This window comes from Caldicellulosiruptor obsidiansis OB47 (genome assembly GCF_000145215.1).
Lineage (GTDB): Bacteria > Bacillota > Thermoanaerobacteria > Caldicellulosiruptorales > Caldicellulosiruptoraceae > Caldicellulosiruptor > Caldicellulosiruptor obsidiansis.
Genome location: NC_014392.1, coordinates 111,570 through 136,037 on the forward strand (window position 1 = coordinate 111,570; position 24,468 = coordinate 136,037).

Below are 24,468 nucleotides of genomic sequence, written 5' to 3' on the forward strand. Positions count from 1 at the left end.
TCATCCCTCTTTTTAATTTAGAGTGGCTTTGATTCATCTGGTAAGCTTCTGTATGCCGAAGGTGTCATACCTGTAAACTTTTTAAAAGCCTTGATGAAGTAGTTCGGGTCTGAAAAACCTACTGCAAAGGATATTTCCTTTATGCTCTTTGATGAATTCTTCAAAAGCTGACAAGCATTTTGAATCCTTAGTTTTGTTAGGTATGTTTTAAAGCTCACACCAGTATATTTTTTAAAAAGCTTACTAAAATAGTACGGATTAAAATTAAATGCTGTGCTTATTTGAGAAAGTGTAATTTCTTGATTGTAATTTTGGTTTATAAACTCTATTGCTTTGTTGATGGAATCATTGTTTATAATCTGGTCGTGTTTTATCTTTGCTTTGCTAAAGAGTGTTAGTAAAGCTTTTTTAAAAATCTCCACAATTTGTTCAGAAGAAGAATTCAGAATTTGTGCAATAAGTTTTTCTATATCTATTGATTCGTTTCTATTTTCAATGCCAGTTTCAAGCAAAAGCATAATAATAAGTTTTATCACCTTATATTTTAAGTTATTTTCGCCAAAAAGCTCAACATAAAGCCTGCACAGCTGATTTATATAGTTTTCTATCACAGGAATTTGGGTTGGGTTGTTGATTGAATGAATTAGTTTTCCCTCTAAATTTTCAGTCAAAAGAAGGAGATGTTCATTTTCTTCATTTTCATCTGATGAATCAATGTCAAGCGTTGAGTAGTAAGCTTCCCAAAATGCGTTTTCATAACCTTCGTCTAAATAATAAAAATCACTGAATCCTATCTTGACATTGTTCCAGTATGGTTTTTGTTTCAAAATTTCTTGGATTTTTTCTTTTAAACCTTCCGCCTCTTTCTGAGAAGAAGCAGAGAAAAAACATATCAAATATTCTCCCATACCTATTGAAGTCAAAGCCTTGTGTTCAAATGATATTTTTAAATCTTTTCGAATGTTATCCAGTTCTTTAAAACTTGAAACAAAATCGCTTTTATCCTTGAGTGACAGCACCATTAAAATCCCACTTTTAAGGTTTATTCCAAAAATTTTTTCATATTGGTTTATATCCACTATATCAAAGACATTTTTGAAGATAAGTGTGGGTATAAAACTGTTTTCAAGTAAATTTCTCATAACAATCAGCTGGGCATTTTTTTCTATATTTTCTTTTGTCTTTGCCAGAATACTATTTATATGAGCTATTGCGGATTGCACTGTCAAGACTATATCTTCTATTGAATATGGTTTTAAAATATATGCAAAAGCTTTTTCTTTTATTGCTTTTTTAGCAAATTCAAATTTGTCATAAGCAGAGACTATGATGAATAGAGGGAATTCGGAATTTCTCATTTTTCTGAACTCTTCAATAAGTTCAAGTCCGTCTAAGTCTGGCATTTTGATATCAACAAAGGCAATATGATATGAGTAAAAGAGCAAATTCTCAAGTGCTTCTCTACCAAGAGTAAAAGTGGAGATTTCAATATCTTCATCTAAGTTATTTTCGAGGATAAATTTTATTGAATCAACAACTATCTTTTCATCATCAGCAATTAATATTTTGTATGTCATATATTGTTCACCTCTTGTTTTGGAAGTTTTGAAATATCTGTTATAAAAGGCACTTTTATTGTTACTGTTGTTCCACCCTCAGAATTTGAGTCTATATAAAGAGGACTTTCTATGTTATAAAAATACGAAAGACGTTTTGCAATATTGTTAATGCCTATCCCTGTTGTTTTATTGTGTTCAAATGAAAAGTTTTTTAAATCTTCCAGTGTTTCTTTTTCAATTCCTTTGCCATTGTCAGACACCTCTATAATTACCATATCTTCGTTCTTCTTTGCTAAAATCTTTATTGTTCCATATTCACTCTCTTTAAACCCGTGAATAATAGCGTTTTCTACAAGTGGTTGCAGTATCATGCATGGCATCAAAAGAAGCTTTGTTTCATTTTCCACATCTATTTCTAATTTTATTCTGTCACCAAATCTCATGCGATATATGAACATGTAGTTTTTAACGTTTTCTATTTCCTCTTCAAGCTTAACAACTCTGGTTATGTTATGAACCACATATCTTAAATAATTAGAGGTTCTGAGCAAAATCTCATAAGTTTGCTTTGCATTTTCAAACATAGCTATCTGAAGTATGGTATTTAGAGTATTGAAAAGAAAATGAGGGTTAATTTGAGCCTGTAGATTTTTAAGTTCTGCTTCCTGCAAAGCTTGCCTGTATTTTATAGCTTCAATCTTTTGTTGAGCATACATTCTTTCAAGGTCAGCTTTTTCTTCAAGTTTTTTCACCATGTCTTTGATGTTAGAAATCATATTAGAAAAAGACTGGTACAAAACTGCGACCTCATCGTTTGCGGAATACTCAGGAAGCTGTGTTTCAAGATTACCATGTGCTATCTTGTTTGCGACCTTTGAAAGATTAATAATTGGCGTTGTAAATGTGTTGCTAAAAATGATACTCAGTAAAGATGCAAATAAGGTCCATATGAGAATTACCAGATTATTGATTTTTCGAATGGTATTTAACTGTCTTTGCGCTTTGTGATGGATCTCCATTGTGAATTTTATCTTTTGTTCACTGAATTTTTCGAGGTAGAGGTTAAGAAAATTAGAAAAATCAATATACTCAGAATAAGTTTTAGATAACGGCAAGTTACCTTTCTTGTAAATTACAAGTCGTTCTGTTAGCTTGCTGAGGTACTCAAAGATTGTAATTAAATTTGTATAGTATAAATACTCTTCTTTTGTAAGTATTTTACTTTCAAGAGCAGATAATTTTTCATCTATTGAATTGAGCGACCCGTATACAGAAAGCATAGAGTCAGAATCCCCTGAAATTAGGTATCGCTGGAGGTTTGAGTTCAAAGAAGATATATCTTTTTTTGTAATATTTATGGTGTTTATAGTTTCAAAAGTTTCATTTACCAAACTAACAAGGTAGTTATTGTTGTATTGGATTAAGATGTCTATTGCAAGCAAGGAGAGAATAATAATGAAGAAAAATGCCAAAAGTTTGCTTTGTACTGAAAAAAACTTCATTTTTAATCACCTTTATTCCATGACATTGAAGTTTGTAGATATATAAGAGGAAGCATGGCCGAACCTTTTCCAGCTGAGTATTGCTTCACACAACTTTTGAGCAATCAGTTTGCCATTGTCGTTTATAATTCCGTTTATTATCCTTTCTCTTACATACTTTTGAAGCTTCTGATTGGTGCCAGCGCCAATTACAATAAACTGGTCAAGCTTGTTGAAGGTTATTATATTCTGAGCAATTGTAAGTGTGTCTGTTTCGCTTCCTATATAGATGACATTGAATTTTTGCTTATCTTCTAAAATAAGCTGTCTTGTAAGCTCTTCAGATGGAAATGAAAAGTATTCAAAATTAAAATTCTTTATGTTTATATTTTTTATTCCTTTGGATTTCAAAAAGTCTGTGAGTCCTTTTACTTCCAGCGTCCCGCCGATTGTTGTATAAAAAGGGTTTACAATAGCAATTTTTAGTCTCTCAGGCATATTATTTTTTTTATTTAAAACGTTATATATAATCTTTCCGGCTATTTTGCCTTTGTAATAGTAGTCAATGCCTACAAAAACGTCTTCGTATCTGAAGAGCATATCGTTAAATAAAGATACTATAAAAATATTGTTGTTTTTTATAGAGGAGAGAACTTGGGCAATATCTTTGGAATTATATATATTACACATTACAATAGCATCAGGTTTTGTGACAGTTACCAGTTTTAAAAGTTTGTATGCATCTTTTGGAGTGTTATAAAAAACAATGTCTGTTATAATTTTCTGTTTTTCCGAGATATCTTTATACTCATTCAAAAACCAGTCCCAGTATGTTTGGTTTTGCGGCAATATCATCATGATCCGAACAGAGTTTTTAAAATTTGCTTTTTTCTCAGAGATGTTAATGAACCTTATATTATAGATATCATATAACGCAATTAATACAAATATAATTACACTGAAAAATACCATTATTCTAAAACTCAGGTTTTGCAATCTTTTTTTCATCTTTGATTTTTGCCTCCCTCAAAAATCATTATAACATTTACATATAGCTTGCCCTATAGTAATTTTTTGAGTTCAAAAAAGTGCTATTCATTTTGTAAGGAAAGTTTAATAATTCCACCAATATGTCAAAAAATAATAGTGTTTTTGATAATATTTGTTGTTAAAATGATATTGCAAATCAAACAAAAAAATCTAAGAGGGAGGTCAAATTGTAATGAAAAAGTCACTACTAAGAATTGTTTCCATTGTTGTTGCGGTAGCTTTCATAATTGGTATAGGCTTTGCAGTTGTTCCAAAGTATGCAAAAGCAAAAACTTCAAAACAGATTAAAATTGGTTTATCTCTTGCAACATTGCAGGAGGAAAGATGGCACAAAGACAGAGACGAGTTTGTAAAAGCAGCTCAAAAGCTTGGTGCAAAAGTTTTAGTACAAGCTGCTAACATGGACGATGTCAAGCAAAAAGAACAATGCGAAAATCTTATCAGCCAGGGTATAGATGTTCTGGTTATAGTTCCAAACAACGCAGAAGTTTTTACATCTATCATTGATGAAGCTCATAAAGCTGGCGTAAAAGTTATATCATACGACAGATTAATCAAAAATGCTAATGTTGACCTTTATGTTTCATTTGACAATGTAAAAGTTGGTGAGCTTCAGGGCAAATACTTGACATCGAAGGTTCCAAAGGGGAACTATTTCGTGTTCAGAGGTGCTCCTACAGACAACAATGCAACACTCTTTTACCAAGGTGCTATGAAGTACATCCAACCACTTGTAAAGAGCGGCAAAGTAAAAGTTCTCTTTGACCAGCCAGTAAAAGACTGGAAACCAGAAGAAGCATTGAGACTTTGTGAAAATGCACTCACTGCAGCAAAAAATAATGTCCAAGGAATCTTAGCACCAAATGATGGAACGGCAGGTGGAATTATTCAAGCTCTCAAAGCTCAGGGACTTGCTGGAAAAGTTGTTGTAACAGGTCAAGATGCTGACCTTGCAGCAGTTAAGAGAATCGTTGAAGGAACACAGACAATGACAGTGTTCAAAGATGTAAGACTTCTTGCTAAAAAAGCAGCAGAGGTTGCAGTTGAGCTTGCAAAAGGCAAGAAAGTTTCTCAGCTCAAAGATGTAAACGGCAAAGTTTACAATGGAAAATTCAATGTTCCATCAATACTTTTAACACCTGTTGCAGTTGATAAGTCCAATATCGATAAGGTATTAATCCAGAGTGGTTGGTTTACAAAAGAACAGGTTTATGGGAAGAAATAATCTGGAGGGTTAGCTATAAAATCTGTTGTTTTTCTGGGGAGGGGAAGCGTTTTTCCCCTTCTCAGAATTTAATTTTGAATGGGTGAAGGTGGTAAGTCGAGATGAGCGAGTATATTCTTGAAATGGTTCACATAACAAAGGAATTTCCGGGCGTCAAAGCACTTGACGATGTAACATTCAAAGTTAAAAAAGGCGAAATCCACGCTCTTGTTGGTGAAAATGGTGCGGGTAAGTCAACTTTGATGAAGATATTAAGCGGTGTGTATCCATATGGGACTTATTCGGGGGATATCTTTATTGAAGGCAAAAAACAACATTTTAGAAACATAAAAGACAGCGAACATGCAGGGGTTGCAATAATTTACCAAGAGCTTACTCTTGTAAAGGGTATGACTGTTGGCGAAAATATCTTTCTTGGCAGAGAACCTGTTGTAAACGGGATTATAAACTGGAACAAGGTTTATGCAGATTCCAAAAAACTTTTTGAAAAGTTGAACATTGAGATAGATGTTTATGAAAAGGTTGAAAATTTAGGAATAGGCCAGCAACAGATGGTAGAAATTGCAAAGGCTATTTCAAAAGATAGTAAGATTTTAATACTTGATGAACCAACAGCAGCACTTACAGAAAGTGAAACAAAACAGCTTTTTAGAATTTTGAAAGATCTCAAAAACCACGGTGTAACATGCATATATATATCTCACAGGCTTGAAGAAATCTTTGAGATAGCAGACACAGTAACAGTTTTAAGAGACGGCAAGACAATCTCAACAGATCCAATATCAGCATTAACAGAAGATGAGATAATACGAAGAATGGTAGGTCGTGAACTTACCCAAAGGTTTCCAAAAGTACCGCACAAGGCAAAAAGAACGATTATGGAAGTTAGAAACTTTTCTGTTTATGACAAAGACAATCCAGAAAAGAAAATTATTGATAATGTAAGCTTTGAGATAAAAGAAGGAGAGATTTTAGGGATTTCAGGTCTCATGGGGGCAGGAAGAACAGAGCTTTTTATGAGCATATTTGGTGCATATCCCGGAAGAAAAGAAGGAGAAATCTGGCTTGATGGAAAGAAGATAGAGATAAATAATCCAAGAGAGGCGATAGAGCACGGGATATGCTATCTTTCAGAAGACAGAAAACGATATGGGCTTGTGCTCATGATGGATATAAAGGACAACATTTTACTCCCGAACTATCAGAAGTTTGCCAACGGCGGGATAATAAATATTCCAAAGTCGCTTAGCACAGCTTTAGATTATGTTGGGAAGCTCAGAATAAAAATAGCTTCACCTTTTCAGAGAGTTGAAAACCTAAGCGGTGGTAACCAGCAGAAGGTCATCATAGCTAAATGGCTTTTGGCAAATCCAAAGGTCTTGATCTTGGATGAGCCTACAAGAGGTATTGATGTTGGTGCAAAGTTTGAGATTTATAATCTTATGAACCAGTTTGTAGAACATGGTGTTGGAATTGTCATGATTTCATCAGAACTTCCTGAGATTTTGGGTATGTCTGATAGAATACTTGTTATGCAAAAGGGCAAAATTGCAGGAGAACTCATGGCCGATGAGGCAACTCAGGAAAAGATTATGACTTTAGCAACAGGAGGAAGATAAGGTATGAATTTGAAAAAGAACTTGCGTACTTACACTCTTATCATTGCCATACTTCTTATCTGGACCATATTTACAATACTTACTGATGGAAATTTTTTGACCCCAAGAAATCTTTCAATGCTTGCAAGACAGATGGCGATCACCGCACTTGTTGCAATAGGAATGGTATTTGTCATTGTTGCAGGACACATTGACCTGTCAGTTGGTTCTGTTGTTGGATTTACAGGAGCAATTGCAGGTGTATTGCAAGTATGGCATGGCTGGTCAACACCAGCAACAGTTCTTGCAGTAATTGTGATAGGCATATTGATTGGTATCTGGCAGGGGTATTGGATAGCATACAGAGGTGTTCCAGCATTTATTGTTACTCTGGCAGGAATGCTAATATTCAGAGGTGGCGTGCTTTTAGCAAGCAAGGGTATCACTATCTCACCCTTTAAGGAGAGTTTTACATTTATCGGTCAAGGATATTTAAATAAAGCTTTGAGCATTGTGTTTGGAGCTGTTTTAATTGTTGGATACTTGCTTTTGACAATTAATCAAAGAAATAGAAGAAAGAAATATAACCTGGAAGTATTGCCGATGGGCTTAGAGATTGCAAAAGCAGCTGTTGTAATTGCATTGATAGCAGCATTTACAGGTGTTATGATAAGCTATGAAGGTATATCAATTCCTGTTCTCATATTAGTTATATTTACTATACTACTGACTTTTATTTCACAAAACACAACATTTGGTAAATATGTTTATGCGATAGGAGGAAACAAAGAAGCTGCAAGCCTTTCTGGTATAAATATTAAAAATATTACAATGAAGATTTTTATCCTGATGGGATTTTTATCTGCTTTGGCAGGAATTGTATTAACATCAAGACTTGACGCTGCAACCTCCGGTGCGGGAACAAACATGGAACTTGATGCAATTGCTGCTGCAATACTTGGTGGCACAAGCACGCTTGGTGGTGAAGGAACAGTTCCGGGTGCCATCATTGGTGCTTTAATTATGGCAAGTATCGACAACGGTATGAGTCTTTTGAATATGGAGTATTCATACCAGCTTATTGTAAAAGGTCTTGTCCTTGTATTTGCAGTATGGCTTGATATTATGTCAAGAAAGAAAGCATAAAATATCAATTTTGAAAGGCCATAGCTTTAAACGGGTATTATTATATTCCATAAGATGAATATATTCTAACAAGTTTGAAAGCTATGGCCTTTTAAACTTTTGGGTGCAATTTAAAAATTTGACTTTAGAATCTGAAATATATTAAGAAAGGTGGCTGTTTATGAACTCATGGATAAAACTTAGAACAAATGCAATACAAAAGTTATCCAAAAAAGGTAGCCTTGCTCAAAAACTTAGTATTTTTGTATTAACATTGCTATTAATACCAATAACTATTATTGATATATTTTCTGTGTCAAAAGCAGTAAATGCAGTGATAAGCGAAAGCAAAAAGTCATATTTGATTGCGACAAACTCAACAGCACAGTATTTTCAAATCTTATTTGAAACAGCAAAAAACGCTGCAATTCAGATTATGTCAAATGACAGCATACAATCTTTTTGCACAGGAGAAAGCCAAAATCTAAAGGACGAAAATGAAAAGGCAAAAATAGCCCAAGATGCAAAAAAATATTATTGCAAATCTTGTAGTTACATCTGAAATGTTCTCTGGTGCGTACATATTAACAAATAGACAAACTTCATTGATGTTTCCACCTTTAGTTTTAGATTATTTTGATTTTCAGAAAATAGAAAATTCAAAATGGTACAAAACGATTATGGATTCGGCAGGATATGTTTTGATTGATTCTCATAGAGAAAACTTTGATGAGGTTGCTGAAAATAACAACAGTCAGATTCCTGCTTATGCATGTTCAATTGGATTTCAATTTAGAGATTTGAAAACTAACCAGATAAAAGGCGTAATGCTTTTGGATATAAAGGAAGAGTGGCTAAGAGAAAAGCTTCAATCTACAGAACTCTCAAAGCAAGGCGTCACAACTATAGGTCTTTTAGCTGGTGGCAAGATAGTGCTTCCATTAGATTGGGAAAACAAAATGAATCAAAAGCTAAAACCAAACGAAAGACTTGTACAAAAAGTTTTATCTCAGGTTGAGGCTGGCAAAAAAGGAGGGGCTTTTGAAACAGTTTATCAGCAAAAACCATATCTTATAACTTTTTCAAAAACTCAGTATTTTGACTGGACTGTAGTGGGTATGATACCGGTTAGTGCAATAGTAAAAAGTGCACGCAGTATGGAAAGCGTAATTATATTACTTACAGTTGTATTTACATTAATTGCTATTGTGTTTGGCATCATCTTTGCTCTAAAAATAGTAAAGGATATTGAAAAAATAACCGATGTTATGGCGATAGCAGAAAAAGGCGACTTAACAAATACCATTAATATAAGGCGCAGTGATGAGATAGGGAGTCTTTCACGAAGCTTTAACAATATGACCAAGAACATTAAAAAACTTATAGAAAAGGGTGTAAATTTGACACAGCAGGTAACATCCTCAATAACTTCCCTGACAACAATAGCAAGTGAAACGTCGGCTGCTTCAAACGAAATAGCACGAGCAATTCAAGAGATCGCTGAGGGTGCAGGCAATCAGGCAAAAGAAGCTACAAATGTTTCTGAAATAGTATCACAGTTTGGTCAGAAAATAGAAGCTATTGTTTATTCAATAGAACAAATAAATAAACTTTCAAAAGATGTATTTGAGCTTTCAGAAGATGGCTCCGATGCTGTAAAAAGCTTAGATAAAGCAACTGTTGACACTGTAAATATTACAGATTCAATGATAAGAACAATAAATCAATTGACCGATTATTCAAAATCAATTGGGAAAATAATTAATCTTCTTGGTAGCATATCTGAGCAGACAAAACTGCTTGCACTTAATGCATCAATAGAGGCAGCAAAGGCGGGTGAGGCAGGAAGAGGCTTTGCAGTTGTTGCGAGCGAAATTCGCAAACTTGCTGATATGTCAAAAGAATCAACGCGCGAGGTTGATGAGATAATAAAGAAAATAATAAATCAAACAAAAGAAGCACAGGAGATAGCAGACAAAGTGGAACTTGTTATAAATAATCAAAACACAGCTGTTGAGACTGTCACAGGTGCGTTTGGTAAAATAAAGTCTGCAATTGAAGAATTATTCGAAAAAGTAGAAAGTATAAATAAATTAATCTTATCAATAGACAAAGAGAAAACATCTATAATTGAAAGTATAGAAAATATTTCAGCTATTTCTCAAGAAACTGCAGCCTCAACCCAAGAAGTTTCAGCATCAACTGAAGAACAATTAGCTGCAATTGAAGAACTAAAAGCCATGATTGAAAGACTAAATATTTTAGCCCAAGACCTGTATCAGGCAATGCAGGTGTTTAAGGTTTGAAAAATGGAGCAGGCATGTACTCTTAAAAACAGTGCCTGCTCTTATTTATGATAAGATTATATGATTTGTTTTTATTTTCCGAATATCTCTTCATATGAATGATAATTATCTTTGATAATAAGATTTATGTTATTTTTTGTAACAGCAACAGGCTCAACCAAATATGCCGGAACCATTTTATACCCGTTATTAACAAAATTCTTAGTATAAGGTAATTTATCTTTTTTAATAATCTTTTCAGCAATTTCTATTGTAAGATCAGATAGCTTTTTGATTGGTTTGTATACTGTCATGAGCTGATATCCATTTACAATCCTTCTGCAAGCGCTAAGCTCAGCATCCTGCCCAACAACTGGAACTTTGCCTGCAAGTCTTTTTTCAGCTAAAGCAGAAATAGCTCCTTCTGCTAAGGAATCATTTTGTGCCAAAATTGCGTCAATACGCTTTCCTGCCTGAAGAAGTTTTGCAACATATTCATATGCATATTCTTTTTTCCATTTATAACAGTAATCTTCAAGAAGAATATTGATTTTGCCGGAGTTTATATATGATCCTAAAATTCTTCTATATCCTTCTCTTATTTGATAAGTATTATAGTCTCTGGGATTTCCCAAGATAAAAACATAGTTACCGGAAGGTGACTGTTTAAGCAGGTATTTTGCCATAATTTCGCCGATCTTTTTATTATTAAATCCTACATAGGCATCTATGTTTGCATCTAAGGCTATTCGGTCGTAGCATATAACGGGGATGTTTTTCTGGTTTGCAAGTTCAATTGCATTTTTTGCAGAGTCGTAACTGCTGGGAACTATGATAAGTAAGTCTATACCTTTTGCAAGAAGGTATTTAACCTGCTGATACTGGGTCATATCATTTTCGTTTGCATTGGTCCATTCTACTTCAAAACCTTTCTTTTTTGCAGTATCAATGAGATATTTTCTATCAAAAAACCATCTTTCTTCTTTTAGTGTACTCATTGCAAATCCAATTTTGGGCGGCCGGTTAATACTAATCTTTTTTAAAAAGTGAATATAAGCAGACAAAAAAAGAGCGATAAGTATTATAACAATAGTGAGTGTTATCATGACTACTTTAAACTTTAATACTTTTTTCATTGTTATTTCCTCACCTTTATTTATTTCTGTTTCTTACCGAAGCAGGTGTTGAACCTGTATATTTTTTAAATGCTTTGATAAAGTAATTAGGGTCATCAAATCCAACTTCATAGGCTATTTCTTTTATTGGCATATTTGTCTCTATTAAAAGCTTTTGTGCATGCTCTATTTTCATTTTTATCAGGTATTCTTTAAAATTTATACCAACCGACTTTTTAAAAATTTTACTGAAATAGTAAGGGCTTATATTCAATACTTGGCTCATCTCTTCTAAAGAGATATTTCTTTTAAAATTGTTTTTGATATATTCAATTGCTTGTGAAACTATGTTACTTGAACTGTATGTTTTCTTTTGTATTGCTGCTTCGCTGATAATTATCTGAATTATTTCGGATGACTTTTGAGTTAACTCATTTTCATTGTCGATTGTAATAATATCTTTCAAAAATTTTTCCATTACATGTATAGCTTTTGCACTTTCTTTAATGTTAATTTCAATTAATAACTGGATTACAAAAAGAATTACTTTGTATCTTGCCTGATTGATTCCATATGCCGTAATATATTTTTTTATAAGTTCTGAAATCTGCTGTTGTTTTTGAATAATGTTAGTAGTTTTTAAAAGCGAGTTTAAAAGTCTTTTTTCCATTATCTCTATTTCAACGTACAAATCTGTTACATCTTGGTTATCATCAGAAATTATATTGCTATAGCTTTCGTAAAATGCTTCTTCAAAATCATCATAAAGGTTGCATAAACTGCTCAAACCTATCTGTATTTCGGCATCTGTTTTGGCTTTGATTATCTTCTGTAGTTTGTCTTTTAAAACATCTTTATAGGTCTCATTTTCAGCTGAGAATATACATAGGAGTGAGCTTGGGGATAAAAAAGAGACAACGCATTTATTTGAAAAAGCTGATTTAATTTCAGTTTTAAGATCATTTAAAATGTCTATATTATTTAATGTATTTTCCTGCTCTAACCTCACAATTGCAATAATGCCATACTGAAGGCTCTGAATTTCGAGAAACTGCTCTATTTGCCTTAGGTTAAGGTCAGAAAAAAGTTTGTTGTTCAAAATAAAAAACAAAAGTCCATTTTCTATTAAAGATTGCATAGCCTTGATTTTTCTTTTTTTCTCCATTTCCTCCTTTTGCTTAGATAGGATATTATCAATTTCTTCAAAAGCTTTTTTTGTTATGTTTACAATATCAGATACCAGGTATGGTTTTAGAATATAAGAAAATGCACCAAGTTCAACCGATTTTCTGGCATATTCAAATTTATCATGTGCTGAAATTATTATAAAAAGAGGAAAAGGTTCTTTTTTTGTTTTTCGAATTTCTTCCATAACTTCTATTCCACTCATGTCAGGCATTTGAATATCTATAAAAACTATGTGGTAATTTTCAAACATTAGTTTTTGCAGTGCTTCTTCTCCATCATAAGCTTCATCAATAGTCATCTGCTCAGAAAAATTTTTTCTCAATATATGCGAAATTGATTCAATTACTATAGACTCATCATCACAGATAAGAATTTTTTTCATTTTTTTCAACTCCTTATAAATAATTAGTTTATATAGGGAATAGTGATTGTCACTGTTGTTCCAATATTTTTCTTTGACTCAATAAAAATAGGCTCTTTTATTCCAAAGAAAAACTCAAGCCGTTTTTTGATATTTTCAATACCTATACCTGTAGAAGTCTTAGAAACAAAAGATTTTTTTGTAATTTCTTCTAATACTTTAGGTTCTATACCACTGCCATTATCAATAATTTGAATTTTTACATAATTAGAGTAATGTTTTTTTGCAACTATTTTTATTGTTCCTTCTCTCTTTTTTGCAAATCCATGAACGATAGAATTTTCAACTATGGGCTGAAGTATCATGCTTGGTATTTTTGCATCTTCAATATCTTTTTCGATATCAATTTCAAGATTGATTTTATTTCTAAATCTTATATTATGAATAAATACATAATTCTTCACATTTTCAATTTCTTCATTTAGCGTTACAAGTTTATTAATGTTTTGGACAGAATATCTGAGATAATTAGAAGTTTTTATAAGCATATCATAAGTTTTATCTGCATTTTCCAGCATTGCCATTTGAGCAAGGGTATTTAGTGTATTGAATAAAAAGTGAGGATTTATTTGAGATTGAAGTGATTTTAACTCAGCTTCTTGTAGAGCCTGTTGATACCTCACCATTTCTATTTCTTTTTTTGCAAGTTCTTTTTCAAGCTCAGCTTTATCTTCAAGTCTTTTGAGCATGTCTTTGATGTTTTCAAGCATGTCGCTAAATGAATTATTTAAAATTCCCAGTTCATCTGTAGGTTCAACCTTTGGTATTGAAAAATTGAGTTCTCCTTTTGCAACCTTATTTGAATAATGTGCAAGCCTTGATATTGGTTCGGTTAACTCTTTTGTAAAAAGGAGACTCACAACTATTGATAGCACAAACCACAATACTATTACTACATAATTCGTATTTGTAATTTTTCGAATAGAACTTTTCAAACTATTATAATATTCAACGCTGTGATTTATTTTACTTTGTGTAAACTTTTGCAAAAAATAATTTGCATATTCTAAGCTTTCAATGGTTTCAGAAAGTTTTTTTGTGTAATCTTTTCCCTGTTTCTTAAAAAGTATCACCATATCAATATTGTCATTTATTGTTTTGTATATATTAGTTATACTTCTTTTATAAACAATTTCGTCTTCGCTCTGACAACTGAGCTGATTTAGTTCATAAGATATAGAATTCAGGCTATCATAAACGTTTAAAATAGAATCTGAGTCTCCTGAAATAACATAAGATTGAATGCTCCTTCTTATTGTTCCAAAGTTATTTGTTATGGTATTTATGCTTTCTATGTTGTGGTATGTTCTATCAAAGTAGTTATGAAGAAAATTGACATTAATCTGAATCAAAAGATTTATTGTAATTGTTATAAAAACAAATGTTAAAATAAAAAATATAAGTTTTGCCCTGTATGTGTTAAAAAAAATTTTCATTTATAATCACCAGCCTACTTAACAATTATAGATATAGGAATAAATTCTCCTTTAGAAGATAGCTTTTCAAAGTCTTTCATAATCAAAATAGATCTAATTGCAAGTTCATCGTAATTTGGCATAACAAGCCTATCAATAAGTCCTTCATCTCTGTATCTTAAAAGCCGGGAATCATCCCCTGCTCCAATAAAAATAAAGTTTGAGTCTTTAGGAGATTTAACAAAACTATCAATAAATGCAAATGTCTCAAGCTCTTCTGTTGTATAATAACAGTTGTATTGCTGAGCAGTTATTATGTTATTTAAAAGTTTCTCTGAGATGGCATTTCCATATTCTATTGAAAATAAATCTACAGAAAAAGCTATTCCTTTTTCTTTTAAATAGCTTTTTATACCTTCAACTTCAAGCGTATCAGATATACTTTTGTTAATTGTATTTGTTATGACTGCAATTTTGAGCTTATCTAAATTTTTCTTTTTTGCTGTAGTTTCGATGTTGCTTGCAACAACTCTGCCTTTTTGAAAGTAATCAAAACCCAGCGTAGTATCAAAAAGGTCTTTGTTTTTGCTGCTTAAGATAGATATCACTTTAATTTTTTGCATTTTCAGCTGGTCAATTAAAGATTTAATCTCCTTGGTGGCAAAAAGATCACAGATAATGACAAAATCAAACTTTGAAAAAAGAGCCAGTTTTAACCCAAAAACCTCCTCCTGTTCAGATTCATAAAAGATTGTTTCTGATAAAACCTTTTGTGCCTGAGCAAATTGTTCAAACTCACCTAAAAATTCTTTCCAATACATTTCATTTTTAGGCAATATAACGGCGCAGTTTATATAATTGTTTTGTGAAAAGTTATTTAAATTGCCCATTTTACGAATGATTAGAAAATCACTTGCAGACAGCCACACCAGAATAAGCGCGAGTAAAATAAAAACTGTGATTATAAAGTATTTCAATATGAAATTTTTTGTTGAGGTCATTTTTTTACACACTCCTTTAAAAATTATTTTAACATCTGAATTCAGCAAGTTAAACTCTAATATACAGCAAAAAATTGACCACAAAAAATTGCAGTAAGTTTTTCATTTAGTTTGTTCATAAAACTGAAAAGTTGACAAATAAATTTAGTGATTTGCTATTAATTTTGATTTAAATTTGATAGTGTAATCAAATTTTATAGAAAAACTAAATAGTATAAGGAGGTTTTGGTAAATGTTAAACAAAAAGAAATTCTGGGTTGTTTTAGTATCAATTGTTTTAGCTATTTCACTTGTTCTTGTTGGTTGTGGCAAAAAGAGCACAAATGAAAATTCGGGTGGAACCTCAGAGGACAACAAACCTTATATCGGTGTTGCCATCTACAAGTTTGATGACACATTTATGACTGGTGTTAGAAATGCAATTGCAAAAGAAGGCGAAGGAAAAGCAAAGCTTGATTTTGTTGATTGCCAGAACTCTCAGTCTACTCAAAATGATAAAATTGACCTGTTCATAACAAAAAAGGTTGACGCTCTTGCAATCAATCCTGTTGACAGAACGGCAGCAGGTGTGCTGATTGACAAGGCAAAACAGGCAAACATTCCGGTTGTATTTTTCAACAGAGAACCGCTTCCTGAAGATATGAAGAAGTGGGACAAAGTTTACTATGTTGGTGCTAAAGCTGAACAGTCTGGAACTCTGCAAGGTGAAATTATGGCAGAGTACTGGAAATCACACCCTGAAGCTGATAAAAATCATGATGGTATTATGCAGTATGTTATGATTACTGGCGAGCCTGGGCACCAGGATGCAATCCTGAGGACTGAATATTCGATCAAGGCAGTTGAAGCAGCGGGAATTAGAGTAAAATGCCTTGCACAGGATACAGCTATGTGGGATAGGGTAAAAGGACAAGAAAAGATGCAGGCTTTCTTGGCATCATTTGGTGATAAGATTGAAGCAGTTTTCTGTAACAATGACGATATGGCGCTTGGAGCAATTGAAGCACTGAAAGCAGCAGGATATTTCAAGGATGGCAAATACGTTCCAGTTGTTGGTGTTGATGCAACAACACCTGGACTTCAGGCTCTTGAAGAAGGGACACTTTTGGGTACTGTTTTGAATGATGCAAAGGCACAAGGAAAGGCTACGTTCAATTTAGCGTATGTTCTTGCAAAAGGTGAAAAACCAACAAAAGAGAATGTTGGCTTTGAAATAACAGATGGAAAATATATCTGGGTTCCGTATCAGAAAGTTACAAAAGACAATTTAGAAGAGATGAAGAAATATGTTAATGAACAGTAATTTATAAAAACTTAGGATTGCCACCTTGTCAAGCAAGTCTTTTTTAAGATTGGCAAGGTGGCAGTAATTTTGATTTTGTTTTGTTGAGGAAAAATTTTTTCAAGAGGTGTATTTGTTATGGCAAAACCCGAGTATATTTTAGAGATGAACGGTATTACAAAAGAGTTTCCAGGGGTTAAAGCTCTTGACAATGTGACAGTAAAGATTAAAAAGGGAACTGTTCATGCACTTTTGGGTGAAAATGGGGCTGGAAAGTCTACCTTAATGAAATGTTTATTTGGAATTTATAAACCTGACAGTGGCGATATTATTTTAGATGGACAGCATGTTCATATCCACAGTCCGATAGATGCAATAAAGCTTGGGATTTCAATGATTCATCAGGAACTTCAACCAGTAAACCAGCGTAATGTGATGGAAAATATATGGCTTGGAAGGTTTCCACGACTTACCATTGGACCTTTTAAATTTGTCAATCACAAAAAGATGTATGAATATACCAGACAACTTTTACAAAAACTTGAGATTGACGTTGACCCGAAAGCCATTGTTGGTCATCTTTCTGTGTCAAAGGTACAGCTTGTTGAAATAGCAAAGGCTGTATCTTACAACTCAAAAGTAATAGTGATGGATGAGCCTACTTCTTCTTTGACAGAAAATGAGGTTGAACATCTGTTTAGAATAATAAGAGATTTAAAAGCAAAGGGTGTTTCGATAATTTATATTTCCCATAAGCTTGAGGAAATCTTTGAAATAGCCGACGAAGTGACAATAATGAGAGATGGCAAGGTTGTAGGTTCATGGTCAATATCAGAACTTACCCCTGACATGATGATTGCGAACATGGTTGGAAGACAGATGTCAGATAGATTTCCGCAAAAGACAAATAAACCAGCTGAGGTTATCTTGAAGGTCGAAAATTTAACTTCTATTGATTCAAAGTCATTTAAAAATGTTTCATTTGAACTTAGAAAAGGTGAGATTTTAGGTATTGGAGGTCTTGTGGGGGCTCAAAGAACAGAACTTATAGAAGCTATTTTTGGATTAAGAACTATCAAAGAAGGAAAAATTTTTATAAAAGGCAAAGAAGTTGTCATAAAAAATCCGCAAGATGCTATCAAAAACAAAATTGCATTGCTCACAGAAGATAGAAAATTAACCGGGATTATTCCAGAATTAAATATATTGGAAAATACAACTTTAGCAAGTTTGAAAAAATATTTAAATGGTTTTGGGCTTTTGAATGATAAAAAGAGGGTCCTTGATACACAAAACTTTATAGATATACTGAGGATAAAAACTCCGTCATATAAAGCTCTTATAAAAAATCTGTCAGGAGGAAATCAACAGAAGGTATTAATTGCCCGCTGGCTCTTGACAGAACCCGAGATACTGCTTTTAGACGAACCAACACGCGGTATTGACGTTGGTGCAAAGTTTGAAATTTATAACCTTATTAACCAGCTTGCAACAGAAGGGAAAAGTATTATTATGATATCATCAGAGATGCCAGAACTTTTAGGAATGTCAGACAGAATTCTTGTTATGTGTGAGGGACGAGTTTCGGGTATTTTAGAGAGAAATGAGGCAACAGAAGAAGAGATTATGAAGCTTGCAACTAAATTTTCAGCATAAAATGATTCAAGGAGGTTATTTTAAAATGTCATTTACAAAGAAAGCAAGACAGGTATTATCTCAAAACGCAATCTATTTTATTTTGCTTGCTTTAATAGTGGTTATTGCATTTATAAGTCCGGACTTTCTTTCATGGAGATGCTTCAGAGACATACTTTTGCAGTCATCGACAAGAGCAATCATCGCACTTGGTATGAGTCTTGTTTTGATTACTGGCGGGGTCGATTTGTCAGCTGGAAGAGCAGTGGGGCTTGCAGCAGTTGTTTCTGCTTCAATGCTTCAGACTGCTGACTATGCAAGAAGATTTTTCCCTGATCTTCCTCAGCTTCCGCTCATAGTTCCAATTTTGATAGCTATGGTAATAACATTGTTGTTTGGTATTATAAATGGTGTTGCAATCTCTCGTTTAAATTTACCACCGTTTATAGCAACATTAGGATCAATGGTTATTATCTATGGTGCTAACTCTTTGTATTTCAATATGCCACCCAACAATTCCCAGCCAATAGGCGGACTGAGACCTGACTTTACAAATTTGGGAACGGGTTATATTGGGATTTCAGGTGAGTATTCAATTCCATATATTTTAATAATTGCTCTTATAGTTGCACTTGTGGTATGGGTATTGCTTAATAAAACAGCTCTTGGGAAGAGTATATATGCAGTTGGCGGCAATGTGAATGCAGCAAGAGTTTCTGGGATAAATGTAACAAAGGTCTTAATTTTTGTATATGCATTTGCGGGACTTTTGTATGGGCTTGCAGGTGTGCTTGAAGCTGCAAGGACAGGTGGTGCGACAAATAACTATGGGAATATGTATGAACTTGACGCTATTGCAGCCTGCGTTGTTGGTGGTGTTTCAACAACTGGTGGAATTGGAACTGTTCCAGGTGTGCTTGCCGGTGTGTTGATTTTTGGGGTTATAAATTATGGTCTTACATTCATTGGAGTTGACCCTTACTGGCAGCTTATTATAAAAGGTCTTATCATAGGTGTTGCAGTTGCTCTGGATATAAGAAAGTATCTTGCAAAAAGATGATATTTTTTAGACTTGAATTTGGCACCTTTTAATCTTACACTTGCTCAAAGGCATAAAAAGATAGTTTTTAGAGTTTTTCAGAGGCAAAGAGGGGCTATCCAGTTATTTTTTTGGACAGCCCCGTTGTTTTCTTAATTTCTAAACAGCACCTTTTCATTTTCAAACATTCTTGAGGCAAACATTATTGATATCACGATGTAGACAATAGAAGAAATCACAAAAAGTCCAAGATGTTGAAGATTTACAATGTCATAAATTAGCTCTTTCAACACAGATATGGCATTTACAATTGGTAGTAAAAAGTAGGTGTCTGTAAGTTCATTTGGCATTTTGTACATTGTAAAATAAGGTGGAATTAAAACTATGATACTTATTGGAGAAAGATAAGTTTGTCCTTCTTTGAACGAGCGGGCATAAGATGCCAGGGCAACTTCAATTGCTGCAAAGATTATTGCTGTCAGGATCACAACAAGAAGCATTATCAGCACAGTCAATGGCGAAACTGAATAGCCGTAAAACGGACTATTTTTAAAACTTTCACCCAAAACTGACGGCAGAAGTACAAACGATGCAATAATGCCAAAAAGAGAAGAAAGTCCTGCTAAAAGTGCCATGATACTTACTGCAAGGTATTTTCCTGTTACAAGTGACGACCTTGTTGCTGCTGTTGTCAAAAGAGGCTCTAAAGTTCCTCTTTCTTTTTCACCTGCAGTTAAATCAATTGCTACATTCATTCCGCCGAGAGTTGCCCAGAGTGTCAAAAACATAGGAATCAAAAATGATAAAATTGTTGCTGATTGTTTTTTAGGTGGTGCAACATTTTCTTTGTTTATAACAACAGGTTCAATTATAGATGGGTCTAAGTTCTTTTGAATAAGCCTTTGCTTTACTATCTGCTTTGAAAATTCGTTTATCATATTGCTGAGGATATTTCCTACATTGGATGATTTCATATCAGCTTCGTTTGTAAGAATCTGTATGTTTACCTGTTTTCCTTGAGAGAGTAGCTTTTCAAAGTCCTTAGGGATTATTAACACGGCTTTTATTTTACTATCCTGCAGGTCTTTTTTGGGATTGGTTGATTTTACAATATTGAATTCTGATTTTTCAATCATTGAAGAAATTAATTTTGAGTTTTCTAAACCTATGACACATATAGGTGTCTTTTCAGGTTTTACTTCAACTGCGGATTTTGCAGCTATGGACGAGATTATGAATATCACAGGGATAAATATCATTGGCAATATTATGTTCACAAGCAGAGCCTTTCTATCTCTGAAAGCATCTTTTAGCTCTTTTTTAAGCACAATCCAGACATGTTTGAAATTTATTTTCATCTTTCATCACCTACCAATCTTAAAAATACTTCTTCAAATGAAGCTCCAGTAAATCTGTGTTTTATCTCATCAATAGTCCCAAGCGCAACAAGTTTTCCTTTGTGTATTATTGCAACTCTATCACACAGCTTTTCAACCTCATTCATCGAATGGCTTGAAAAAATTATTGTTCTTCCTTCCTGTTTACAAAGCTTTATAAAGTCATGCACTTCTTTGGCTGAAGAAACATCTAAGGAGTTTGTTGGTTCATCAAAAAGCATCACTTCCGGGTTATGGATGATAGACCTTACAAAACAGACCTTTTGTTTCATACCTTTTGAAAATGTCCCTGCAGGTTTGTTTATATAATCCTGCATACCAAATCTTTCAGAAAGGTCATCAATTCTTTTTTTCAGCTCATTTTTGTCCATGTCATGCAAAAGTCCAAAATATTCAATGTTTTCACGTGCAGAAAGCCTTGCATAAAGTCCACTTTCACTTCCAAACAGAATTCCTATTTTTCTTCTGACCTTTTCGGGCTCTTTTGTGATGTCAAGCCCAGAGATGATAGCCGTTCCAGATGTTGGTTTTAGCATTGTTGCAAGCATTCTAAGAGTTGTTGTTTTTCCAGCACCATTTTCACCAAGGATTCCAAAGATTTCGCCTCTTTCAATTTTAAACGACAGCCTGTTGACAGCTAAAACCTTTCCAAAGTCTTTGGTAAGCTCAATTAATTCAACCATAAAATTCCCTCCTGTTAAGTATTGTAAAAATATTATCAGTATTTTGACTATTAAAAGCTTGGATTTTTGAAATTATTATATATTTTAGCACAAAATATAACAAGATCTTTTCTTTATTAATTAGAAATCTTTTGAGTAAATGATTTTTATATTAATCCATAGAGCACATAAGAATAAAATTACTGAGCAAATAGAAAGTAATAAAAGGTTTTTAGGATTGTAATATAAATATGATAACAGGGAAGTATTATTTTTTGTTTTGCTCAGTGGAAAAATAAAAAAGTAAAAAGTGCAGAAGAATAAAGAATTAAGCACACCTAAAAGTATTGATGCAAAATTTTTAATTTTAACAATAGATACTAAAACGGCAAGTATTGAATATACTGAATATATTCCAATAACTACTGTTAATGGAAATACAAAAAGGGGCATATTTAAAGATTTTGAGTAAAATATATAAGGTATGTTAAGGACAAAGATATATATCAGAATAAGGATTACTTCTGATAAAAACTCCATAGTAACGATTGTTATTCTTTTAATTGGCAAAGATAATAGCAAAGATAAAAATGATAGAGATACAGTATTATTTTTTCTGGTCATCTCAGCATTTAAGTAAAATCTGCTTTGAACAAGGATGGTCAATATAAATATTTCGCTCAGAGAAAAAACTATCTGGTTTATCCTTTGAGGAATTAAAACAAAAAGGAGAATATTTAGCAATAGCAATATTAAAAGAAAAATAATTCTGCCACGAAAATTTTTTATATATACCAAATATGTTTTTATTTTTGACACCCCCTGTTTTTCAAAATTCTTTTTTTGAAAGTAGATAGGATGCTAAACCAAAAGAAATAACAAAGATGAAGATGATGTAAATGACAGATGGTAACATTTTATACAAATCAAAAAACTGAGGTTGTAAATTATTTAAAGGCAAAAGCATAATTATGATGATTAGGATTGACACTATATATAAAATTAAATTAGATAAGTAATTTTTAATTATTTGTACTGAACTCAAGATATTAAAAGGCACTACTAATAATGCTACCCCAATATTGCAGAATACAAAACCTAAAAACTGAGTTATAAACATATTTCTGTAGATGTCCGATTTTGGTGAGAAGAAAATAAGTAAGCCAAAGAATAATAATCCAATCAGTTGGGGTATTGCAATAAGCAGGATATTTCTTATCATGAAGAAAGCTACTATTTTCTTTACTTTTATTGGTATTGACAAAATAAATCTAAGAGTTGCTTGAAAATTTTTTTCATTGTAAAATACAGAAGCCAGAAAATAGATGATAGTACCTATCAAAAACATATTAAAATAATCATGTGAAGCCTTGCATATTAATATTGCATCTTTAAACGGGAAGTTTATTAGACACGTGACTACAATATATATTAACGAAAATATTCCGAATAGAAAAATTTCTCTTTTACATAATATCAAGTACTTTTTCATCGTTATCATCCTTCCTGACAAGCATAACATAGAATTTTTCAATGGAAGGTTTTTCAAAAACAAAGTAACTTCTAAACTCATCTTTTAAGCAATTTTTTTTGCACAGAGCTTCAAATATCATTGATGATTTTTTCAATGCAATTATAGAACTTTTTAAAAGCTTATCAACGTCAGCGGCAGAACCTTTTACAATACAGAAGCTATTTTGAATCTCTTCTGTATTTGTGCTGCAGATGATTTTCCCTTTGTCAATTATTGTTACAAAGTCTGCAACATTTTCAATGTCAGACACAATGTGTGTTGAGTAAAAGACAGCTTTTTCTTCAGACTGGACAAAACTCTGCAAAATCTCAACGAACTGATTTCTTGCAACAGGGTCAAGTCCGGAAGTTGGTTCATCTAATATTAAAAGGTCAGGTTTGTGTGCTAAAGCCAGAGCAATTGAAAGTTTCATAACAGTTCCTTTGGAAAGCTGAAAAATACTTTTATTTTGCTCAATTTCAAAAAGATCACATAGATTTTTGTAGAGTTTTTCATCCCACGATTTGTAAAACCCTTTCATTATTTCTTTCAGTTCTTTTGGCTTTAAATGAGTAGGAAATACAGGATTTTCAAATACAATTCCTATACGCTGTTTTATATCTACTTTATCGCAGTCAAAAGGCTGCTGAAAAATAAAGACTTCTCCACATTCTTTTTTTGCAAAATCAAGAATACATCTGATCAGTGTGGTTTTCCCCGCACCATTTCGACCAAGAAGGGCCATAATGTACCCACTTTCAAGAATAAGTTCTGGAATTTCAAGCTTGAAATTTTTATACCTCTTTACAAGGTTTCTTACTGAAAGAGCAATCATTTTTGAAATTCATCTCCCTTATAGAATTTGTCAACCATATCTATTAATTTATTCAATTCGATACCTAGTTCTTTAGCTTTTAAGACAACTTTTTCTAATTCTTCTTCTACTTCTTTCGTTTTGATACCTACAATTTTTTCTCTATCAATCTCAGCAACAAATGTTCCTCTTGCCGGAACTGTAATTATAAACCCTTCTTTTTCAAGCTCTTCATATGCCCTTTTTGTTGTGATGACGCTAACGTTTAGTTCTTTTGCCAAAACCCTGATTGATGGCAAAGCTTCTCCTGCCTTGAGACTTCCTTCTATTATCTGTTTCTTTATTTGATTTTTGATTTGTTCATATATAGGTTGTGTTGATGTATGCGAAATCAAAATTTTTATCACATTTTGCTTACCCCTTTTATATACTGTATATATACAGTATATACAGTTTTGGTTTAGCTGTCAATATTTTTTGCAAAGTATATTGAAATGATATAAAAATTATGGGAAAATAGTGTCAGAGTATGTAATCAAATAGTAATATCAAAGACAATTTAAAATTATACAAAAAGCTGCTATCAAGTATGGTTTTATTTAAATATCGTGAATTTTTTAATTTAATAGTAGTTTTAACTCTCAATTTTACCATAAAGAGGAG

At 32.8% G+C, this 24,468-nt stretch carries 20 protein-coding genes; 9 read left to right on the forward strand and 11 right to left on the reverse strand.

Going from position 1 to position 24,468, the window contains the following annotated elements; all coding sequences use genetic code 11:
* Positions 1–17 precede the first annotated feature (17 nt).
* From COB47_RS00465 to COB47_RS00475, 3 genes are read right to left on the reverse strand one after another with little or no spacing between them, the layout of a single operon-like run.
* Positions 18–1,577: a helix-turn-helix domain-containing protein gene (locus COB47_RS00465; RefSeq protein ID WP_013289472.1), complete on the reverse strand. Its 1,560-nt coding sequence runs from the start codon at positions 1,575–1,577 to the stop codon at positions 18–20.
* Positions 1,574–3,061, reverse strand: coding sequence for a sensor histidine kinase (locus COB47_RS00470; protein WP_013289473.1), 1,488 nt, complete (start codon positions 3,059–3,061; stop codon positions 1,574–1,576). The genes COB47_RS00465 and COB47_RS00470 overlap by 4 nt, the downstream gene beginning before the upstream one ends.
* A gap of 12 nt (positions 3,062–3,073) precedes the next feature.
* Entirely contained in the window at positions 3,074–4,048 is a 975-nt protein-coding gene (locus tag COB47_RS00475; protein WP_013289474.1) for a sugar ABC transporter substrate-binding protein, read from the reverse strand.
* Positions 4,049–4,262: 214 nt separating this feature from the next.
* Between COB47_RS00475 and xylF the strand changes: the two genes are divergently transcribed.
* From xylF to COB47_RS00495, 5 genes are all read left to right on the forward strand, one after another.
* On the forward strand, positions 4,263–5,315 hold the full coding sequence (gene xylF, locus COB47_RS00480; protein WP_013289475.1) for a D-xylose ABC transporter substrate-binding protein: 1,053 nt from the start codon (positions 4,263–4,265) through the stop codon (positions 5,313–5,315).
* A 101-nt stretch (positions 5,316–5,416) separates the two neighbouring features.
* Positions 5,417–6,934, forward strand: a complete 1,518-nt coding sequence (locus tag COB47_RS00485) for a xylose ABC transporter ATP-binding protein (RefSeq protein ID WP_013289476.1) — start codon at positions 5,417–5,419, stop codon at positions 6,932–6,934.
* A 3-nt stretch (positions 6,935–6,937) separates the two neighbouring features.
* Positions 6,938–8,059, forward strand: coding sequence for a sugar ABC transporter permease (locus COB47_RS00490; RefSeq protein WP_013289477.1), 1,122 nt, complete (start codon positions 6,938–6,940; stop codon positions 8,057–8,059).
* Positions 8,060–8,219: 160 nt separating this feature from the next.
* Positions 8,220–8,600, forward strand: coding sequence for a hypothetical protein (locus tag COB47_RS12400; RefSeq protein WP_237698930.1), 381 nt, complete (start codon positions 8,220–8,222; stop codon positions 8,598–8,600).
* Positions 8,560–10,344, forward strand: a complete 1,785-nt coding sequence (locus tag COB47_RS00495) for a methyl-accepting chemotaxis protein (RefSeq protein ID WP_237698932.1) — start codon at positions 8,560–8,562, stop codon at positions 10,342–10,344. The genes COB47_RS12400 and COB47_RS00495 overlap by 41 nt, the downstream gene beginning before the upstream one ends.
* A gap of 71 nt (positions 10,345–10,415) precedes the next feature.
* On the opposite strand, the gene COB47_RS00500 is transcribed toward COB47_RS00495, so the two are convergent.
* From COB47_RS00500 to COB47_RS00515, 4 genes are read right to left on the reverse strand one after another with little or no spacing between them, the layout of a single operon-like run.
* Positions 10,416–11,459, reverse strand: a complete 1,044-nt coding sequence (locus COB47_RS00500; protein ID WP_013289478.1) for a sugar ABC transporter substrate-binding protein — start codon at positions 11,457–11,459, stop codon at positions 10,416–10,418.
* 16 nt (positions 11,460–11,475) lie between these two features.
* Positions 11,476–13,008: a response regulator transcription factor gene (locus COB47_RS00505; RefSeq protein WP_013289479.1), complete on the reverse strand. Its 1,533-nt coding sequence runs from the start codon at positions 13,006–13,008 to the stop codon at positions 11,476–11,478.
* 23 nt (positions 13,009–13,031) lie between these two features.
* Positions 13,032–14,483: a sensor histidine kinase gene (locus COB47_RS00510; RefSeq protein ID WP_013289480.1), complete on the reverse strand. Its 1,452-nt coding sequence runs from the start codon at positions 14,481–14,483 to the stop codon at positions 13,032–13,034.
* A 14-nt stretch (positions 14,484–14,497) separates the two neighbouring features.
* Positions 14,498–15,463: a substrate-binding domain-containing protein gene (locus COB47_RS00515; protein ID WP_013289481.1), complete on the reverse strand. Its 966-nt coding sequence runs from the start codon at positions 15,461–15,463 to the stop codon at positions 14,498–14,500.
* A gap of 232 nt (positions 15,464–15,695) precedes the next feature.
* Between COB47_RS00515 and COB47_RS00520 the strand changes: the two genes are divergently transcribed.
* The 3 genes from COB47_RS00520 to mglC all read left to right on the forward strand — a co-directional run bounded on the left by COB47_RS00520 (position 15,696) and on the right by mglC (position 19,440).
* Positions 15,696–16,766: a galactose ABC transporter substrate-binding protein gene (locus COB47_RS00520; protein WP_013289482.1), complete on the forward strand. Its 1,071-nt coding sequence runs from the start codon at positions 15,696–15,698 to the stop codon at positions 16,764–16,766.
* Positions 16,767–16,883: 117 nt separating this feature from the next.
* Positions 16,884–18,401, forward strand: a complete 1,518-nt coding sequence (locus tag COB47_RS00525) for a sugar ABC transporter ATP-binding protein (protein WP_013289483.1) — start codon at positions 16,884–16,886, stop codon at positions 18,399–18,401.
* Positions 18,402–18,426: 25 nt separating this feature from the next.
* Positions 18,427–19,440, forward strand: coding sequence for a galactose/methyl galactoside ABC transporter permease MglC (gene mglC / locus COB47_RS00530; RefSeq protein WP_013289484.1), 1,014 nt, complete (start codon positions 18,427–18,429; stop codon positions 19,438–19,440).
* A gap of 131 nt (positions 19,441–19,571) precedes the next feature.
* On the opposite strand, the gene COB47_RS00535 is transcribed toward mglC, so the two are convergent.
* Together COB47_RS00535 and COB47_RS00540 are read right to left on the reverse strand one after the other, a co-directional pair.
* The gene (locus COB47_RS00535) at positions 19,572–20,777 is read right to left on the reverse strand and encodes an ABC transporter permease (protein ID WP_013289485.1); all 1,206 of its coding nucleotides are present in this window, start codon (positions 20,775–20,777) and stop codon (positions 19,572–19,574) included.
* On the reverse strand, positions 20,774–21,499 hold the full coding sequence (locus COB47_RS00540) for an ABC transporter ATP-binding protein (protein WP_013289486.1): 726 nt from the start codon (positions 21,497–21,499) through the stop codon (positions 20,774–20,776). Before COB47_RS00540 ends, COB47_RS00535 begins: the two co-directional genes overlap by 4 nt.
* Before the next feature lie 289 nt (positions 21,500–21,788).
* Between COB47_RS00540 and COB47_RS12180 the strand changes: the two genes are divergently transcribed.
* On the forward strand, positions 21,789–21,950 hold the full coding sequence (locus tag COB47_RS12180) for a hypothetical protein (RefSeq protein WP_154646006.1): 162 nt from the start codon (positions 21,789–21,791) through the stop codon (positions 21,948–21,950).
* A gap of 994 nt (positions 21,951–22,944) precedes the next feature.
* Here the strand turns inward: COB47_RS12180 and COB47_RS00555 are convergent.
* Together COB47_RS00555 and COB47_RS00560 are read right to left on the reverse strand one after the other, a co-directional pair.
* A complete protein-coding gene (locus COB47_RS00555) occupies positions 22,945–23,826 on the reverse strand; it encodes an ABC transporter ATP-binding protein (RefSeq protein WP_013289489.1) in 882 nt (293 codons plus the stop codon).
* A complete protein-coding gene (locus tag COB47_RS00560) occupies positions 23,823–24,212 on the reverse strand; it encodes a GntR family transcriptional regulator (RefSeq protein WP_013289490.1) in 390 nt (129 codons plus the stop codon). The genes COB47_RS00555 and COB47_RS00560 overlap by 4 nt, the downstream gene beginning before the upstream one ends.
* Positions 24,213–24,468 lie beyond the last annotated feature (256 nt).

Bases quoted from the DNA above. Each gene is read 5' to 3' on its own strand.
- COB47_RS00510 (WP_013289480.1), bottom strand. From the start codon at position 14,483: ATGAAAATTTTTTTTAACACATACAGGGCAAAACTTATATTTTTTATT.
- COB47_RS00485 (WP_013289476.1), top strand. From the start codon at position 5,417: ATGAGCGAGTATATTCTTGAAATGGTTCACATAACAAAGGAATTTCCG.
- COB47_RS00495 (WP_237698932.1), top strand. From the start codon at position 8,560: ATGCAAAAAAATATTATTGCAAATCTTGTAGTTACATCTGAAATGTTC.
- COB47_RS00515 (WP_013289481.1), bottom strand. From the start codon at position 15,463: ATGACCTCAACAAAAAATTTCATATTGAAATACTTTATAATCACAGTT.
- COB47_RS00490 (WP_013289477.1), top strand. From the start codon at position 6,938: ATGAATTTGAAAAAGAACTTGCGTACTTACACTCTTATCATTGCCATA.
- COB47_RS00525 (WP_013289483.1), top strand. From the start codon at position 16,884: ATGGCAAAACCCGAGTATATTTTAGAGATGAACGGTATTACAAAAGAG.
- COB47_RS00555 (WP_013289489.1), bottom strand. From the start codon at position 23,826: ATGATTGCTCTTTCAGTAAGAAACCTTGTAAAGAGGTATAAAAATTTC.
- COB47_RS00540 (WP_013289486.1), bottom strand. From the start codon at position 21,499: ATGGTTGAATTAATTGAGCTTACCAAAGACTTTGGAAAGGTTTTAGCT.
- COB47_RS00520 (WP_013289482.1), top strand. From the start codon at position 15,696: ATGTTAAACAAAAAGAAATTCTGGGTTGTTTTAGTATCAATTGTTTTA.
- COB47_RS00470 (WP_013289473.1), bottom strand. From the start codon at position 3,061: ATGAAGTTTTTTTCAGTACAAAGCAAACTTTTGGCATTTTTCTTCATT.
- COB47_RS00500 (WP_013289478.1), bottom strand. From the start codon at position 11,459: ATGAAAAAAGTATTAAAGTTTAAAGTAGTCATGATAACACTCACTATT.
- COB47_RS00465 (WP_013289472.1), bottom strand. From the start codon at position 1,577: ATGACATACAAAATATTAATTGCTGATGATGAAAAGATAGTTGTTGAT.
- COB47_RS00505 (WP_013289479.1), bottom strand. From the start codon at position 13,008: ATGAAAAAAATTCTTATCTGTGATGATGAGTCTATAGTAATTGAATCA.
- COB47_RS00535 (WP_013289485.1), bottom strand. From the start codon at position 20,777: ATGAAAATAAATTTCAAACATGTCTGGATTGTGCTTAAAAAAGAGCTA.
- mglC (WP_013289484.1), top strand. From the start codon at position 18,427: ATGTCATTTACAAAGAAAGCAAGACAGGTATTATCTCAAAACGCAATC.
- COB47_RS12400 (WP_237698930.1), top strand. From the start codon at position 8,220: ATGAACTCATGGATAAAACTTAGAACAAATGCAATACAAAAGTTATCC.
- xylF (WP_013289475.1), top strand. From the start codon at position 4,263: ATGAAAAAGTCACTACTAAGAATTGTTTCCATTGTTGTTGCGGTAGCT.
- COB47_RS00475 (WP_013289474.1), bottom strand. From the start codon at position 4,048: ATGAAAAAAAGATTGCAAAACCTGAGTTTTAGAATAATGGTATTTTTC.